This window comes from Nocardia sp. NPDC050713 (genome assembly GCF_040654315.1).
Taxonomy (GTDB): domain Bacteria; phylum Actinomycetota; class Actinomycetes; order Mycobacteriales; family Mycobacteriaceae; genus Nocardia.
The window spans coordinates 1-14,521 of sequence record NZ_JBFAHS010000034.1; the positions used below are offsets into that span (position 1 = coordinate 1).

The 14,521-nt window shown below is 67.0% G+C and carries 14 protein-coding genes; 6 read left to right on the forward strand and 8 right to left on the reverse strand.

Annotated elements, in window-relative coordinates:
• Positions 1-335 precede the first annotated feature (335 nt).
• Positions 336-1,004 (forward strand): ParA family protein, encoded by a 669-nt coding sequence (locus AB0H49_RS34075; protein WP_357257153.1) that lies wholly within the window; start codon positions 336-338, stop codon positions 1,002-1,004.
• Positions 986-1,336: a hypothetical protein gene (locus AB0H49_RS34080; RefSeq protein ID WP_357257156.1), complete on the forward strand. Its 351-nt coding sequence runs from the start codon at positions 986-988 to the stop codon at positions 1,334-1,336. The genes AB0H49_RS34075 and AB0H49_RS34080 overlap by 19 nt, the downstream gene beginning before the upstream one ends.
• A 64-nt stretch (positions 1,337-1,400) precedes the next feature.
• On the opposite strand, the gene AB0H49_RS34085 is transcribed toward AB0H49_RS34080, so the two are convergent.
• The 7 genes from AB0H49_RS34085 to AB0H49_RS34115 form a co-directional block, all read right to left on the reverse strand.
• Positions 1,401-1,703 carry a hypothetical protein gene (locus AB0H49_RS34085; protein WP_357257159.1) on the reverse strand — a complete coding sequence of 101 codons (303 nt, stop codon included), beginning with the start codon at positions 1,701-1,703 and terminating at the stop codon, positions 1,401-1,403.
• Complete coding sequence (locus AB0H49_RS34090; protein ID WP_357257162.1) at positions 1,700-1,966, reverse strand: hypothetical protein; 267 nt, start codon at positions 1,964-1,966, stop codon at positions 1,700-1,702. The genes AB0H49_RS34085 and AB0H49_RS34090 overlap by 4 nt, the downstream gene beginning before the upstream one ends.
• 377 nt (positions 1,967-2,343) lie before the next feature.
• Positions 2,344-2,919, reverse strand: coding sequence for a hypothetical protein (locus tag AB0H49_RS34095; protein WP_357257165.1), 576 nt, complete (start codon positions 2,917-2,919; stop codon positions 2,344-2,346).
• A gap of 6 nt (positions 2,920-2,925) precedes the next feature.
• On the reverse strand, positions 2,926-5,913 hold the full coding sequence (locus AB0H49_RS34100; RefSeq protein WP_357257168.1) for a hypothetical protein: 2,988 nt from the start codon (positions 5,911-5,913) through the stop codon (positions 2,926-2,928).
• A 280-nt stretch (positions 5,914-6,193) separates the two neighbouring features.
• Positions 6,194-6,451 carry a hypothetical protein gene (locus AB0H49_RS34105; protein ID WP_357257171.1) on the reverse strand — a complete coding sequence of 86 codons (258 nt, stop codon included), beginning with the start codon at positions 6,449-6,451 and terminating at the stop codon, positions 6,194-6,196.
• A 37-nt stretch (positions 6,452-6,488) separates the two neighbouring features.
• Entirely contained in the window at positions 6,489-6,827 is a 339-nt protein-coding gene (locus tag AB0H49_RS34110; RefSeq protein ID WP_357257174.1) for an RRQRL motif-containing zinc-binding protein, read from the reverse strand.
• Positions 6,828-6,898: 71 nt separating this feature from the next.
• On the reverse strand, positions 6,899-7,162 hold the full coding sequence (locus AB0H49_RS34115; RefSeq protein WP_357257177.1) for a hypothetical protein: 264 nt from the start codon (positions 7,160-7,162) through the stop codon (positions 6,899-6,901).
• 82 nt (positions 7,163-7,244) lie between these two features.
• On the opposite strand from AB0H49_RS34115, the gene AB0H49_RS34120 reads away from it, so the two are divergent.
• The 4 genes from AB0H49_RS34120 to AB0H49_RS34135 all read left to right on the forward strand — a co-directional run bounded on the left by AB0H49_RS34120 (position 7,245) and on the right by AB0H49_RS34135 (position 12,601).
• Positions 7,245-8,483: a DNA cytosine methyltransferase gene (locus AB0H49_RS34120; protein ID WP_357257180.1), complete on the forward strand. Its 1,239-nt coding sequence runs from the start codon at positions 7,245-7,247 to the stop codon at positions 8,481-8,483.
• The gene (locus tag AB0H49_RS34125; protein WP_357257183.1) at positions 8,483-9,259 is read left to right on the forward strand and encodes a hypothetical protein; all 777 of its coding nucleotides are present in this window, start codon (positions 8,483-8,485) and stop codon (positions 9,257-9,259) included. Before AB0H49_RS34120 ends, AB0H49_RS34125 begins: the two co-directional genes overlap by 1 nt.
• Positions 9,241-11,004 carry an FtsK/SpoIIIE domain-containing protein gene (locus AB0H49_RS34130; protein WP_357257186.1) on the forward strand — a complete coding sequence of 588 codons (1,764 nt, stop codon included), beginning with the start codon at positions 9,241-9,243 and terminating at the stop codon, positions 11,002-11,004. Before AB0H49_RS34125 ends, AB0H49_RS34130 begins: the two co-directional genes overlap by 19 nt.
• A gap of 520 nt (positions 11,005-11,524) precedes the next feature.
• Complete coding sequence (locus AB0H49_RS34135; RefSeq protein WP_357257188.1) at positions 11,525-12,601, forward strand: hypothetical protein; 1,077 nt, start codon at positions 11,525-11,527, stop codon at positions 12,599-12,601.
• Between the two features lie 168 nt (positions 12,602-12,769).
• On the opposite strand, the gene AB0H49_RS34140 is transcribed toward AB0H49_RS34135, so the two are convergent.
• A complete protein-coding gene (locus AB0H49_RS34140; RefSeq protein ID WP_357257191.1) occupies positions 12,770-14,080 on the reverse strand; it encodes a hypothetical protein in 1,311 nt (436 codons plus the stop codon).
• Positions 14,081-14,521: the final 441 nt, after the last annotated feature.

Below are 14,521 nucleotides of genomic sequence, written 5' to 3' on the forward strand. Positions count from 1 at the left end.
CAGCCAGGTGGGCGCGCAGGTCTCCTGCGGAGGCCCGCCGCGCAGCCGCTTCGCGGCTGAAAACTGTTGCTGGACAACGTAACTGGACTACCGGCTATCGGCCTTCGGCCGAAAGCCTTTGCGGGACAGCCTATCTCGTCGTCTTCGTCGCGAATGCTGTTGCGTTAGCAACGCATTCATGATGTAAAAGACGAAAGTTGTTGTTGGGCAATGTATTACAGCATGCATGGAGGGTTACAGGATTGTATAGAGCTGTTTACAGGAAATGAGGACAGAGCAGTTGGCGAGCCGCGAGTGGGGGCACTGTTTCCACGTGCTTGCAGTAGGTTCAGTGCATGGTTCTCCGTATTGCGTTGGCCTCGATCAAGCCGGGGGTGGGTAAGACGACCTCGGCGTTGTTCATCGCTCAGGCGCTGCATGAGCTGGGCCGCTCGCCGCTGGTGGTGGATGCGGACAAGGGCCGCAGTGCGCTGGAGTGGATGGAAGACGCCGAGGGCCTGGATTTCCCGGTGATCGGCCAGCACGTGACCACGTTGCATCGAAGCTTGCCGGATCTGGAGGACGGCCGAGGCGCGATGGTGCTGGACGTGCCACAGCTCGAGGACCACGAGTCGATCGCCCGCGGCGCGTTGGTGTACGCCGACGTGTGGGTGTATCCGATCGCCCCGGCCGGTATCGAGGTCCGTCGCACGATGCGCAGGCTGAAGACCAAGCTGGAGGGAATCCGGGATCTGCGTGAGCAGCTGGGCCGTTCGCGCGACCCGATGGTGGAGGCGGTGTTGCTGACGCGCACGAATCGGCCATACGCGACGAAGACAGGGCCGGATGCGGATGTGCGGGCGGCGCTGGCGGACGGAGATCTGCGGCTGACGGTGATGGATTCGCAGATCCAGTTCCATGACGACCTGTACCGGCAGTGCTACGGCCTGCCGGTGGAGCTGGAAGGCACCACCTACCCGCAGGTCGCCGCGGAGCTGATTCGGCGATGGGAGGCGGCACGGTGACAGACGAGCAGAGCGGCGAGCAGAAACGCCGGCGCGGCCGGAGACGTACCGACTACAGCAAAGTCGCCGAAGAAGGCGAGCGCACGCCGAGGGTCGTGCAGAAGAAGTCACTGCGTACCACGCCGATCCGGGTGACGCTGGATCTGAAGCCGAAAGCGCATCAGGACCTGAAGCGTTGGTGCAACAGCGCCGCGGTCGCGACTGGGCTGCCGGATGTGCCGCTGGCGCCGGTGCTGCGCATCCTCGGTGAGATTCTGGTCGATCCGGCCAACCAGGAGCTGTCGGAGCGGGTGAAACAGGAACTGATCAACCGCGCCGAACAGCAGTTCTGAGCACGTTCGGCGCGGTCGGCGGGCACGGACGGCACTGCAACTACTGCGAGTACTGCACGCGCGTCTAAAGGCCGATGAGGGCTTGCAGGGCGGAGCCGAGGGCGTCCATCGCGGCCGGGTCGGCGGTGCCGACGAATTCACGGAATCGGCCGGGGTCGGCGGCGACCAGGGAGCGGCCGAGGATGTAGCCGTGGCCGGGCAGGGTGGTGGCCAGCATCGCGCGCAGCCCGGTCGGGCGGACGTCGGTGATGTCCACGGTCATCGGCAGGCCAGCGGTGTTGAGTTCGTCGGCGGACACGACCAGGACGGTTTTGGTGCGGGCCAGGGCCTGGTAGGTCCAGAGGTCGCCGCGGTGGAGTGGGATCACGCAGCGTCACCGTGGCGGTGTGACTCGGCGGCGTGCATGGCTTCATGTTCGGCTTCGCGCTCGCGATAGAACTCGGCTGTTTCCTCGGGGTGTTCGCGCTGCCACTGGGCCAGGGCGCGGGCTTCCTCGGCGAGCATCCGGGACCGGCAGGCGCGGGCGACCCAATCCGAGACGTTGCCTTTGGCTCGTGGGTCCTCGGCGGCGTAGGTCCGGATCAGCTCGGCGAGCTGGTCGCCCAGCGTCACAGTGATACGAGTAGTCATACCGAACAGCGTACTGATCTGCGACTGAGGTTGTGCGGGGAAATGGTTGCTGCGCCCTGCTGCGATGGGCCCAGGGTGATGGTGCAAAAGGTGTGTCCCCAACGAGTAACGATTGCCGGGCGGTCGCCGAGCGCGGCTTGCCCCTGGACTAGCCCCTGGATCAGCCCCTGGACTAGCTCAGGGTTTGAGTCCAGGGGCTGGTCGCGGGGCTGGTCCAGGGTCTAGTCCAGGGGCTAATCGCCCCCCGGAATGCGTCCTGATCTGCGGTGTTCGGACCGAACCGGCGGTGTCCGGTTTCAGCGGGCCGATTCGCCGACCACTCGCACTCTGCGGATGAGCAGTGGTCGGCGGTTGCTACAGGGCTTGGTGTTCTTCGGTTATGCGCCGAATCCGATGTGGTCGACCGATTCGTAGGCGTTCCAGTCGGTTCCGAGGGTGTCTGCTGCGATCTGCTGCCAGGTGCTGTTCATGGCGTCGATGTCGTGGGTTGCCCATTGGTCGATCAGTCGGTTCCAGTCGGGCGGGCGGATGTTCACTTTCCGGATGTGCAGGTCCCGCTGATGCTGGACTGGCACCCCGGTTTGGTCGATCGGATGGATTTCTATCCGGGTGCCGCGTCCGTTGTTGTCGAGCCGCTTTTTCAGTGATGCGGCCATGTTCCGGTTGTGCAGGTCGACATACGCCGCTTCGATCCGTGCCAGGTTGGCCTTGTTCGGTGTTTGCTCTTCGGCAAGCCAGGCGGTGAACGTGCGGGCAGTGACATCGAGCCCGGCCTGGTTCATGGCGTCATAGCCCGCCGACGATTTGGTCAGATACCGAAGCCGGGCCGCCAGGCCGCGATCGGTGGTGATCGGCGACCTGACCCCCTCGGCCAACTCGGTGAGCCGGTCGGCGATGGCTTGCCCGCCGGGGATGCCTGAGGCTCCGGCTGAGCCGGTGATTTTCCCACCCATCCCCGATCACCGACCCGATCCGGCGCGGTATGTGTCGCCCTTGGGCTTCATCTCGCCCAGGCCTCGGCCCTCGGCCCAGACCTGCCGCCAATCACCGGCGACGTGCAGCTCGTCCACGCCGGTCAGGCGGTGCACCCACAGCCCAGCGGTATGGGCCTTGTGCGCCCGCCGCCACAGGTTGGCGTGGGCCTGTGCCCGGATGATGTGGCCCCAGTCGGTGCGCTCCAGGTCGTGGTTGTACCGGCTGGCCTTGGCCATCGTGGAGACGAACTTCGAATACATCGCCTTGATATAGGTCTCGGTCACCTCGTCACCGCATTCGATGGCCTCTGCCCGGGCATCGCGCAGGGCCTCTTTGAGCGCCCGCAGCAGGTTCTCACTCGATCCGCTGGTCCAGGACTGGTGGATGACCGGGGCCGGGCACAAGGCGCCGTATCGGTCGGTGGACAGATCGGCCAGCAGCTGGAGCGTCGGGCGGGTCACCCACACCGGCCCGGGCGCGCTGCGTGAACCCAGCGGGTTGGGCAGGTGGTCGTGGTCCCAGGCCACAGGGTCGATCTCGTAGAGCCCCGAGCGCTTCCGGTCGAACACACCGCTGTCGTCGTGCTGAAGCGCCCCGATCGGCAGGTGGGTTGTCATCGCGGACAGGTAGGCGGCGTTGACATCCAGCGGCTGGATCTCGGCATCGGCCGGGGTGCAGGGGTTGGTCCACTTGGGCCGCGCCTCCCAGATGGCGTTCGCGGCCCCCTTGGCCGGTTTCCGCAGAATGTCCGGCTCGATCGGGTGGGCGGTGTGGTCGTAGCGGGCACCGGCGCGGGTGGCGTCGAACAGTTCCATGGTGTCCGGGATCGCCTTGGCGACCAATGCCTCAGCCGCGGCGGCCCGGTCCCCACCAGCCTCGGCCAGCGCGGCGGCTACCTGGTCGGCAATGAACGTTCTCCCTGTTTTTGCATGGGGACTGTTTTTTGCAGGGGCCACAGGGGCCACAGGGGCCGCGCCGGATTCCTGCTGGTCAGAAGCCTGAAATCCGGCCCCTGTGGTGGCCCCTGTCGCCGAATCCGAAAGGGGCCGCTCAGGGGCCACCCCGTTTTCGAGCGCGGAAACGCTGATATGGAACCGCCGGGGCCGCACGTTTCCGATCCGAGTTTTGATGGTCCGATGCAGCTGCCCCGCTTCGAGCTTGCTCCGGATCACTCCGGCCTCGCCGAGACGGTCGTTGAGCGCCCGGTCATCGAGCCCGAAACCCTCGGCGCCAGCCATCTTGTTCAGCAGTTCGTGTGTGGCCTTGGGGATGAGGTACAGCGTCTGCCCATCGGAGGAGAGGTTGCCGAGCATGAGGCCGCGCCGGACCTGATCGCCGCCGCCGAACCCGCCGACCTGTTCCCATCCCCAGTTGCCCGCGTCCTCGGGGGCGGCCCCGTCCATGGATTCGAGGTGAGCCTGTTTGGAGTCGAAGGCCTCCCGCAGCAGTTCCACCCACCGGGTCACGGGGTCGATTTCGACCCGGCCCGCGCTGGCCGCGCTGTCCACGGCGACGACTGCGGCGTATGCCTGCTGATACATGGCGTTGGCCTGCTCGTCGGTGATCGCGCCGGTGTACCAGGCGTAGTTCAGCAGAGTGTCGGCGGTCAGCAGCAGGTGCGCCAGGTGGCTGGCCGACCGGCCGCACCCCGAGGACACGAGGTCACTGCGCAACTCGGCCCACCGTTTGCGCTGCTCGCTGTCCTCCCCGGCTTCATGCCGGGCGGCCAGGTAGCGGATAAACCCGGCCATCGCCTGGGCATAGACGCCGCCCTCTGCCTTCGCCCCGATCGCGTTGAGCTGGGTCTTATCGACCTGTCCCTTGCTCAGGGCCACGATGAAACTCCGGTTCTCCGCGCTGGGCACCTTGAACCGCAATTCCGCGGTCACCAGGGCGAATCCACGCGGCGGCCGGTCCTTGCGGTCCCCGCCGCTGCGCGAGCCCCGCCCGCGCGCCGAGCCGTTGGCCGCAGACCGGGCCAGGTACTCGAACCGGTCCACGATCTCGGTCTGCTCACGCCGGTTCGATGCGGGGTGCGCGTCATCGACAACCTGAAGCGCGTTCTTGGCGCCGTGGGCGTAGGTCTCCAGCGACACCCGGGTAGAGCTGAAGTTCTGCGGGAACGGGTCCAGCAACGACCGGGGGCTGTAGTGGCTCAGCCCAATGCCAGCCAACACCGACTTGCAGGTGTCGGACGGGCCGTAGAGGACACCGAGGAAATCCGGCCGCGGAGCGCACAGCTCCAGCGGCGGCAGGTAGGTCATCAGCAGCAGCGGCCACATGACCTCGGCCGGTGCGAGGTTCAGCAGGTCCAGCGAGGCCCGCACCGCGTCACGCTCCTGGTCCCCGTCCAGGGGCGCGGGCAGCGCGTAGGAACCGACGCGGGGACCGAGTTCGATCGCTGGGCCGGGCACCGCTCCATCGGCTCCGATGCAGGATCCAGCGGTGAGGTAGACCGGCCGTCCGTCGATCTCGATCCAGCCGGTGTGCCGGTGCAGGGGGATGGTCGGGTGGTCCTCGGCCAGCCGCAGCACCGCGTCGGCGAGCACGTTGACCATGCCCCGGGAGCCGTGGCCGGATACCGAGAAGTTGGCCCACACGTCGCCGGTCAACAGTTGGCGGTGGGTGACTCGTGATTGTTCGCCGTCGACCGAGATGGTGTACAGCTTGCGGTCTTGCAGGTCGTCCTCATCGAGGTCGACTGTCACGTCTACGACGTCCGGGACGAACGGGAGCACGGCTCGCCTGACGGTTTCGCCGTCTTTGTTCTGGCTGGTCTTGGCGATCACGCCGGATTTCCGGTTGAGCCTGTACCGGTTCCCGCCGGAGAAAAACGTGAGGTCTTCGGACTCCGTGTCGACGCCCTGCCGGTTGAGCGGAACCACATTGTCGGTGGCCTTGCGGTGGCCGCGTCGGCGTGGTGCATTGCCCTCAGGCGTGGTGTTGTGGTCGGTCGATTCGGGTGTGCTCATCGCCCCTCATGGGATCGGGGAGCGAGCCTCGCGAATAAGGGACGTGTCGGATCGACCGGTGTCCGATCCCTGCTGTACCCTCAAGCGCGAGGCTCGCCCTTGCTTTCCCCGCCCTCTCGCGAAGGGTCCGCTGCCAAACGGACCTGAGAGGGCGGGTTTTCTCGTTCTTGGCCACTCTTGTCGATCGCCTGCGGATCAGGCGGACCGACACGCGATTCGCGCGATTCTGACCGGAAATCCGGTCTGTAAGGCGCGATGTCGCACAGGCGGTGTGCGTGATCTACACCGGCGGGATCGTCGGCGCGTCGACCCCGAATCGGGCTGCGGTGCGGGCATTCTCTCCGGCGCGCAGCTCGATCAGTGTTTCCACGGCCATGAATGCGCGGTCGAACTGCTCGCCCATCACACGCGAGGCGCGTTCGCTGCTGCTGGTGGTCGCCAGCCTGGCGGCAGTGGTGAGCGATTCCAGCGCCTGCCGCAATGCCCTGTCCACCATGAGTTCCTGTGCGGCGGTGTCGGTTTCGGTGGTCTGGGTCATCAGTGTTCCTTTCAGTTTTCGATGCTGCTGTGGGTTTCTACGCGGCGCGGCCGGATTCGGTCCAGGCAGGCCCGGGGTCGTGGATGCACTCGAACTCGTCGCGAGCGATGCCGCGGCGTTCAGCAGCACGAAGCTGCCGTTCTCGGGTGGCCTTTGCCAGCGCGGCCAGCTGGGCGGGCGTCGCGGGACGTTTCGGCGCGGCGAGGGTGATGTCGTACAGGTAGGCCACGCACACGCGGCCATGCCTGCGGTAGGGCAGGCGCCCAGCGATGTCCTGCCCGTTCGGGCGCAGACCCACCGCGGCGAGTTGCCGACGAGTCTTGAGATGGATTGGTGCGCATCGCCATCGGAAGACCGGGGGAGCCGAGTTGGTCATGGTCTCTCTCGCCTGTGATGATGATCGGCGAAGGACCGGCCAGGTAAGCACTGGCCGGTCCTTCTCGGGTTTCAGCGGATGCGGATCGTGTGGGCGCGGACGGTCGGCGCGTCGATCAGCCGGGCGCGGACCTTGCGGGCGGTCCGGCTGATACGGCACTCGGAGCCGCACTGCCCGTGCGTGGTCAGCACCTCGGCCGACTCGGCGACGGTCAACGGGCCAGCATCGGCGCAGTCCCACGGGGACGGCTTCATCTGGTCATCGATCGGGTGAAAGGCGATGACTCGCTTGCCCTTCGCGGTCAGCGCGAACGGGATCGGTGCCTTCAGGTTCATGGTGATCTCTCCTGTCTATGTGGCCCCTTGGCCTCATGGACCCATGGTACCATGGGGCCACGATCCATTTCAGGAGGACGGAATGACAAATGCGAAATCCCACGTCAGAGAGGCTGGCAAGGTTCCATGCGACCATGGAACCCGTGACTACGCCCGATTCACCCCGCAACAGTTGGCCTGCCCGGAAGGTCCGGCTGGACGATCAGTCCTGGAAGGCCGCGAGGATGAAAATGGCGGCCGACGACGAGAGTTGGCAGGGCGTAATGGAGGCGCTGGCTTTCGGCTGGATCGCGGGAGTGATCGACCTGGAATCGGTACGCGCACAGCTCAAGGCAAAGGGACTGCTGCCAGAGAAGTAGCAGCCGGCCTCGATTGGACCGACCTGTTTTCCGGCGGTGGCGGAACGTCCGAGGGCCTGTGCCGTGCTGGTCATCGCGTGGTCATTTGCGCGAATCACTGGCCGGTCGCGGTTGCCACGCACCAGGCGAATCACCCCGATGTCGAGCACATCATCGCGAATCTGAGCGAGACGGACTTCCGGCGTTTCCCGCGCACTGCGGCGCTGTGGCTCTCGCCTTCGTGTGTGTGGCATGCCCGTTCCGGTGGCCGTACGCGCCCGCCTGCCGAGGTGGAGCGGTTGCGCGCGGATCAGGGCTCGATCGACCGGGCAACCGCGTTCGCGGCCGTCGCTGCCGCCGAGGTTCACCGCTATGAGGTGATCGTGGTGGAGAACGTCGTCGAGTTCACCGCCTGGAGCCTGTTCGACTGGTGGTTGGACGGGTTGCGTTCGCTGGGCTACCGCTATCAGTCGGCGGTCATCAACGCCACCGAAGTACCCGACGCGGTGCCGCAGCACCGGCCGCGCTGGTTCGGGATCTTCACCCGGGTCGGCGGTGTGGACCTGTCGCTGCCGCCGGTGCAGGCTCCGGTCGCGTCGTCGATCCTCGAGCCGGATCTGGGCACGCCGGTGACGCGTCGGCTCTACGTCTCGCCGCAGATTGCGGAGATCACCGAAACCGGTGTGGCGCATCTGGTCACCTACCGCCGCAATGCGCGGGCGCGGCGGGCGGATCGGCATCCGCTGGCGACGGTGACCGCGGGCGGAAACCACCACGCTGTCGCCAGCATTGGCGAGGACGGCACCGCTTTTCACCGGATGCTGACCAACACCGAGCGGGCCCGTGCGATGGGCTTCCCGGATTCCTACCAGTGGCACGGCAAGACCGCGGCGGAGGTTCGGCGCCAGATCGGCAACGCGGTCGCGGTGCCCGTGGCGGCGTTCCTCGCCGAGCGGATCGCGGCACGGCTGGAGGTGGCCTGATGAGCCCGCAGCGTGGCCCGTGGACGGGCAAGGACACCGCGGAGTGCCTCGGCATGGTTGTGCTGACTGCGGGCGCGCTGGCCGCCTGCACGGGGCATCTGTCGATCGACGATGTGAGCGGGTACGCGCAGACGGCCGGGGATCTGGCCGTGCCGGTCGCGGCCGGTCTGGTCGGTACCGTCGCGGTGCTTGTCGTGCTCCTGGTGGTTGTGCGGCACCTGCGGGCGGTGGCTGTGGCTGCGGCGTGGGCCTATTGGCTGTACCGGCGGCGCTGGGCGTCGGTGCTCGCCGATCTGGGCCTCTGTGAGGATTCGGCCGCCGGAATCCGGGTGCCTCGCCTGGTCTCGGTGGTCCGGCACGGCAGCGAGGACACGGTGAGCGTGCGAATGCTGCCGGGGCAATCCGCGGCGACCTTCCATGAGCGTTCGGCGGCGTTGGCGGCCGAATTCGGGGCGTCCTCGGCGCGGGTGAAGTTCGGCGCGCAGCCGCACCGCGACATCGTGATCGTGTTCGACCGGCATCGCGCGCCGCGTCGTGGACAGCTGGCTTTGCCTGCGCCGCAGCCGCATCCGTTGCCGCTGTACCTGCCGCAGCACCAACAGCAGCGCCACGCCGGACCGGCGACGGCAATACAGATTTCGGGACTGCGGTTGCAAATCGTGTGGGCACGTATCCAGCGAACCGGACATGATGGGTCAAGGGTCCGCCTTCCGCTGAGCCAGCGGTACGGACTGCGGGGAGAACTGAGGTGGGCAACATGGGCAACGGCGAACTGATGGCGATAGGCGCGATCGGCGGGGCCGGGGTGCTGGTCTTCGGTGGGATAGTCGCCTACACCACTGCCGAGAACATGGGCTCGCCAGGCTGGACCGGCCCGGTCGGGATGGTCTTCGCGCTCGGCTCGGTGGGCGGTGTCGTGGTCGCGAACAAGGTGGGCCGCAACCGGCGTGAACGTCGCGAGATCGAGCGCGCCTTTGCCGAGCGGATGGCGTTCCTGGCTGCCTACCCGGAGGAACTGCGGTTCGCGTTGGACACCCTTTCCGACGACTTCCAGGCGCGGTTGGTGTGGACCCATCCCCAAATCGGGGTCGGGTTGCCGGAGAACCCTCACATGCTGTTTCCCGGCACGTGGCCGCGTCTGCTGCCGGGGCAGGACCCCGGATACCCGCCGGACAACGGTGTGCGGCCCTCGCCGGTCGGCGCACGTATCCGGCTGGAGATGCCGCCGGGGTTCTCCGCCGATCACATCCGGCATCGGTTGCCGGGCCTGGCCAGCTCGTTGCGGGTGCCCAGGGTGCAGGTGGCCGCGGCCAAGGGCGATCACGTCGTGACGATCGAGCTGCGGGTACGCAACCCGCTCGCGGCCACCGTGCGCTATCCCGGCCCGGAAGCCTCGCCGGTTCCGCTCAAGGCGCTGCGGGTGGCGATGCGTGAAGACGGTGAGTTCTACCGGCTGCGGCTGTGGAACAACCACCTGTTCCTCGCGGGCGTGACCGGCTCCGGTAAGTCCGGTGTGCTGTGGTCGATCATCGGCGCCCTCGCCCCGGACATCGCCACGGGCCGCGTGCAGCTGCACGTGATCGACCTCAAGCGGGGCGGGGAGATGGCCGCGGGCTACCGGCTCTATGCGAGCTGGGCCTATCTGGTCGCCGACGCTATCGCGGTGCTGGAGAAGCTGTTGCGGATCATGCGCGAGCGCCTGGACGTGCGGCGAGAGCACGCCATGCGGACCGGCGAGCCGATCCGCAACCATGAGGCCGAAGTAGGCGACCCGCACCACGTGCTGCTCATCGACGAAATCATTGCCCTGGTCGAACTGGTCGGCGACATCAAAGCCGAGTTCGACGTGCCACAGATCGATGGCACCTACAAGCGCGAGACGATCCGGGTGGACAAGTACATCGGTCGCCTGCTGATGGAGTTGCTGAGCCAGTCTCGCGCGGTCGGTTTCACCCTGATCGCGGCGACCCAGAACGCGGCCAAGGCCATCTTCGATCTGCTCAAGGATCTGTTCCCGGTCACGATCGGTCTGCGCCAGGCCAGTGCTCAGCAGGTGCAGATGGTCTACGGCACCGGTGCAGCCGAACGCGGCATCGACGCCACCGCGATCACCGTGGACGAGGCGGGTGTGGGATTCATCGACTCACCGGAGGCGGGCGGGATGGCTCAACGCATCCGGTTCTTCCGGGTCGATGACACCGACATCATGCGCCTGGTGGAGATCTTCGGCCGGTCGGCCGACGCTCCGCTGCCCGTGCTGACCACGCTCCTCCCCGACGACGCGGCCGAGGAATCCGCGTCGTCGGCGGCCGGGAACGTGGTCACGTTGCACCGGACCGGGTCCGGCGAGGCTGGCCATGTCGAGGGCGGCGCGGCGCCGACGCACTGCCTCTACAGCAAATGCGGTGTGGAACTGGAGCAGGTCCCTGGTGGTCGGCCGAAGCTGTACTGCTCGCCCACCCACCGCGCCTACGCCAAGCGTGAGCGCGACAAGCAGCAGGGCAACCAGAGGCAGGCATAGGAGAGCCGACGTGATCAGCAAACCCGCGAGAGGACCGGCACTGAATGCAGTGCCTTCCGTGCCACCAGTGCCTTCCGTGGCCACAAGCGACGCCCCCACACCCACCCCGAACTTTCCCCGCACGAACGCAATTGGAGCACATGGCATGACCGCCGACACCGACCTCGTTATCGTCCCTCCCATGCACCAGAGCACCGGCGTCGCACTGTGGACCCCTCACGGTCCCCGGATCGTCCACACCGACCCCGACACCGGGACCGTGGGACCCCACAACAGCGCGCACACCACCCCCACCAGGTCACACACCGCCGCTGGGGGTACCCACACCAAGGCCGACACCGAGCCGGGGCCATCCCACACCAGCGGGGACACCCGCCGTGTGGGTACCCACACCGCCGGACACACCGCCATGGGGGAAACACACGCCGACCAGGGCGTATCCACCGTGGGTACCGCTGTGGGTACCCACGTGGGTACCCCCGACCGGACCCCCGACGACCAGCCGCGAGGAACCACTCACATGCACATCTCCGAGGCCCATCGCACAGAGGTGGCCACACTCTCGAGCAAGGCCGAACAGATCCGCCACATCTGCGCCATCCTCGGAAACCCCGACACCGCCGAGGTCCACACATGGCTGGAGGCCTGCGAAGTCGAGGCCACACGCAAGTACGTCTCCCGCATCGTCAACGCCTGGCGCGAGGAGCACAGCCTGGAGAACACCGGCGAGTTCCGGGCGCTGACCGCGGCCGATCTCGCCGAACTCGCCGACCTCGACGCCCAGCCCACCACCAAAGAGCCGGCGCCGGAACAGGAGCCGGAAGAGCAGGAGGAGATCGACCCCGCGACCGCGGCGCTGGCGGCCCGTGTGGCCGCAGCCCAGCGCCAGGTGCCCTTGCAGAGCGAAACGGCGCTGCTGGACGTGCTCAGCGACGAGGAGATGCAAAAGGAACGCGACCTGGTCGAGGAGTGCCGCGAGATCCAGCGCAAGATGCGCCTGAGCCGCGCCCGCGCCGAGCTGGCCCGCGCCCGCGCCGAGGAGGCCGACCTCGAAGCCATCGCGAAGGAGAACGCCCGCAACGCCCGCTGGCACCGGCGAGCACTGGCCGCGCGGGAACGCATCGTCAGCCACGACGCCAAACTCGCCCAGCTCTACCGCCGCGCCGAAGTGACCTCCCGCGCCCTGATCGCGGTCGTCGTGATCGGCATGATCTGGTCCGGGGTCAACGTCCAGCACAACCTCGTGCCGAGCGGGGACATGTCCGACCCGCTGTACTGGCTGTCCTACGGCATCGAGGCCATGATCTCCATCCCGATCATCGTCATCATGCTCACCGCGACCACGGCCGCGCGCTGGGGCAAGGAACCGAAGCGAGAGAAGATCGTGCTGCTGGAGCTGGCGCTGCTGGCCATCACGATCTCACTCAACGCCGGTCCGCACCTGCAAACCGACCCGAGCAAAGCCGCGGAATACGCCATCGCGCCCATCATGGTCGGCGTGGTGATCTGGCTGCACAACTGGACCTCCAAGACCTACGCGAACCTCATCGTCGAGGCCGGAGCGGAGCCGAGCGAGAAGCAGGAAGCGACCCGATGAACACGATGATCCGGCGGTACGCACACCGGCTGCACCGGCCCTGGAGGATGGACATCCCGGAGGTACCCGAGAAGTCCTGAAATCCCTTGCGCAACAACGGACCCCACTCCCGCTATTCGGGGGTGGGGTCCGTTGTTGGTTGCAGTGCCTTCCGTGTGTTCCGTGTCGTCAGTGCGGGTCGGTGTTGTCGTGCACGACGCTCACGTGGGCGGCGTCGCCCTCGGTGGTTTCCATCGTCGCCCCGGACGGCCAGGTGATGAGCCCCTGGGCGGCGAGGTAATCCAGGGCCTTGGTGTCCTCCGCCCGCAGTTTCGCGCCCCCCGCACCACGGAACGCACCGGCGAGCAGCCGGTAGACCCGCCCCGCCTCGACCTCCTCGAGCATCCGCAGGTGATTCTTGCCCATGACCAGCGCCGCATTCCGGGGCGCGGCCTGGGCACGACGCCGCGGCTCCGGCGCCGTGCTCTCGATGTGGAAGGCGATCTCATCGGCCGGGGCCTGCGCGGGCTCTTCGGCCTGAATCGGCTGCTGCACCGGCGTGGTGGTGGCTGGCTTCTCCTGCGCGGGCGGTTCTGCGTCGGCGTGCTTGCGCCCGCCGATCTCGACGTTGAGTTCCCGCAGCGCCAGCCGGAACTCCTCGCGCTCCTCCCTGCGGACCGCCGCGACCTCCGCCTTGCGCTGGGACTCGGCGTCGACGAGCGCCTGCTCCAGCTCGGCGATGCGCCGCTGGGCCGAGGCCAGCTCACCTTCGGCGCGCAGCTGCGCCTCACGCGCCTCACGGATCTCGGATTCGGCGCGCTCGGTGATGGCGCGGGCCTCCTCGCGATCGGCGGCCAGGGCTTCGCGCTCCGTCGCGACCTCGGCGGCCAGGCGCTCACGCTCGTCCGCGACCTCGGCGGCCAGCTGATCGCGCTCGTCCTCGGCCTCCTTGACGCGGGAATCCGCTTGCGCCACAACAGCATCCATCTCGGCGCGCACCGCCGCGACGCGACTGGTGATGATGGTCGCCAGCTCGGCCAGGCCCTGCACCGCCGACACCGGCGCGGGTTCCTCGGCCGACTCGACCGGCGCGGCCGGGGTGGTGGTGTTCGGCAGCAGCGGCAGCCCGGTCGTCGGGAGCTGCTTGCGCCGGACGACACCCGCGCCGATGCCCTGGCGCGCGGCCTCATCGAGGGCCAGCTGCTCGACCTCCTTGGCCGAGAGTCCGAGCTGCTTGCGCGGGTACGCCGCGAGTTCGGAGCGGTGCCGGGCATTGCCCGCGGTGCCGTGCTTGGCCTGCCATTCGGCCTGCTCTTCACCGCCGCAGTATTTCGGCAGGCGGCCCCCGCCCTCGACGTTGACGTACACGGGGTTGCCGCAGATCTGCGGCACGCCGTGCTCGTCGCGGCCCATCGGGAACTGGCACACCGCGCACGGCGTGCCGGGCGCGAGCATCTCCGGCGCGTGGGTCTCGGTCGCGGTAGGTTCGGTGCTGGTCATGATCTCCCCTGGTTCGTCGTGGTGTACCACCATCCTATTACAGGATTGCAGGAAAATCAACAGGATTGCTCAATCCTGTCACCGGAAATAGTCCGGACTTCGCATTACCGGTAGCGTGACACTCCAGGATACGAAAGCGTCACCCGGAATAATGCCAGGTCAGAGCGTTGGACTAAAGTTTATCCAGGAAATTCGCGAAATGACTTGCAATCCTGTAGGCCCATGGCATATACTTGAGTCATGACAGAGACCGAAGCCCACCAAGACCGAGAGAGAAAGCGCAGGTGAGAGCCAAAATGCACGAAAAAGGGTCGGAGCAAGGATTGACACATTACGGGTTTCATGCTACAGGATTCACCCTACAGGAAACGTAACGTTACACGTTACTGGATTATAATCCAGTAACGTGTAACGTTACGTTTCCTGTAGGGTGAATCCTGT

Excerpts from the sequence above, each read along its gene's own strand:
- AB0H49_RS34075 (WP_357257153.1), top strand. The coding sequence starts at position 336 with ATGGTTCTCCGTATTGCGTTGGCCTCGATCAAGCCGGGGGTGGGTAAG.
- AB0H49_RS34080 (WP_357257156.1), top strand. The coding sequence starts at position 986 with ATGGGAGGCGGCACGGTGACAGACGAGCAGAGCGGCGAGCAGAAACGC.
- AB0H49_RS34090 (WP_357257162.1), bottom strand. The coding sequence starts at position 1,966 with ATGACTACTCGTATCACTGTGACGCTGGGCGACCAGCTCGCCGAGCTG.
- AB0H49_RS34095 (WP_357257165.1), bottom strand. The coding sequence starts at position 2,919 with ATGGGTGGGAAAATCACCGGCTCAGCCGGAGCCTCAGGCATCCCCGGC.
- AB0H49_RS34100 (WP_357257168.1), bottom strand. The coding sequence starts at position 5,913 with ATGAGCACACCCGAATCGACCGACCACAACACCACGCCTGAGGGCAAT.
- AB0H49_RS34105 (WP_357257171.1), bottom strand. The coding sequence starts at position 6,451 with ATGACCCAGACCACCGAAACCGACACCGCCGCACAGGAACTCATGGTG.
- AB0H49_RS34110 (WP_357257174.1), bottom strand. The coding sequence starts at position 6,827 with ATGACCAACTCGGCTCCCCCGGTCTTCCGATGGCGATGCGCACCAATC.
- AB0H49_RS34115 (WP_357257177.1), bottom strand. The coding sequence starts at position 7,162 with ATGAACCTGAAGGCACCGATCCCGTTCGCGCTGACCGCGAAGGGCAAG.
- AB0H49_RS34120 (WP_357257180.1), top strand. The coding sequence starts at position 7,245 with ATGACAAATGCGAAATCCCACGTCAGAGAGGCTGGCAAGGTTCCATGC.
- AB0H49_RS34125 (WP_357257183.1), top strand. The coding sequence starts at position 8,483 with ATGAGCCCGCAGCGTGGCCCGTGGACGGGCAAGGACACCGCGGAGTGC.
- AB0H49_RS34130 (WP_357257186.1), top strand. The coding sequence starts at position 9,241 with ATGGGCAACGGCGAACTGATGGCGATAGGCGCGATCGGCGGGGCCGGG.
- AB0H49_RS34135 (WP_357257188.1), top strand. The coding sequence starts at position 11,525 with ATGCACATCTCCGAGGCCCATCGCACAGAGGTGGCCACACTCTCGAGC.
- AB0H49_RS34140 (WP_357257191.1), bottom strand. The coding sequence starts at position 14,080 with ATGACCAGCACCGAACCTACCGCGACCGAGACCCACGCGCCGGAGATG.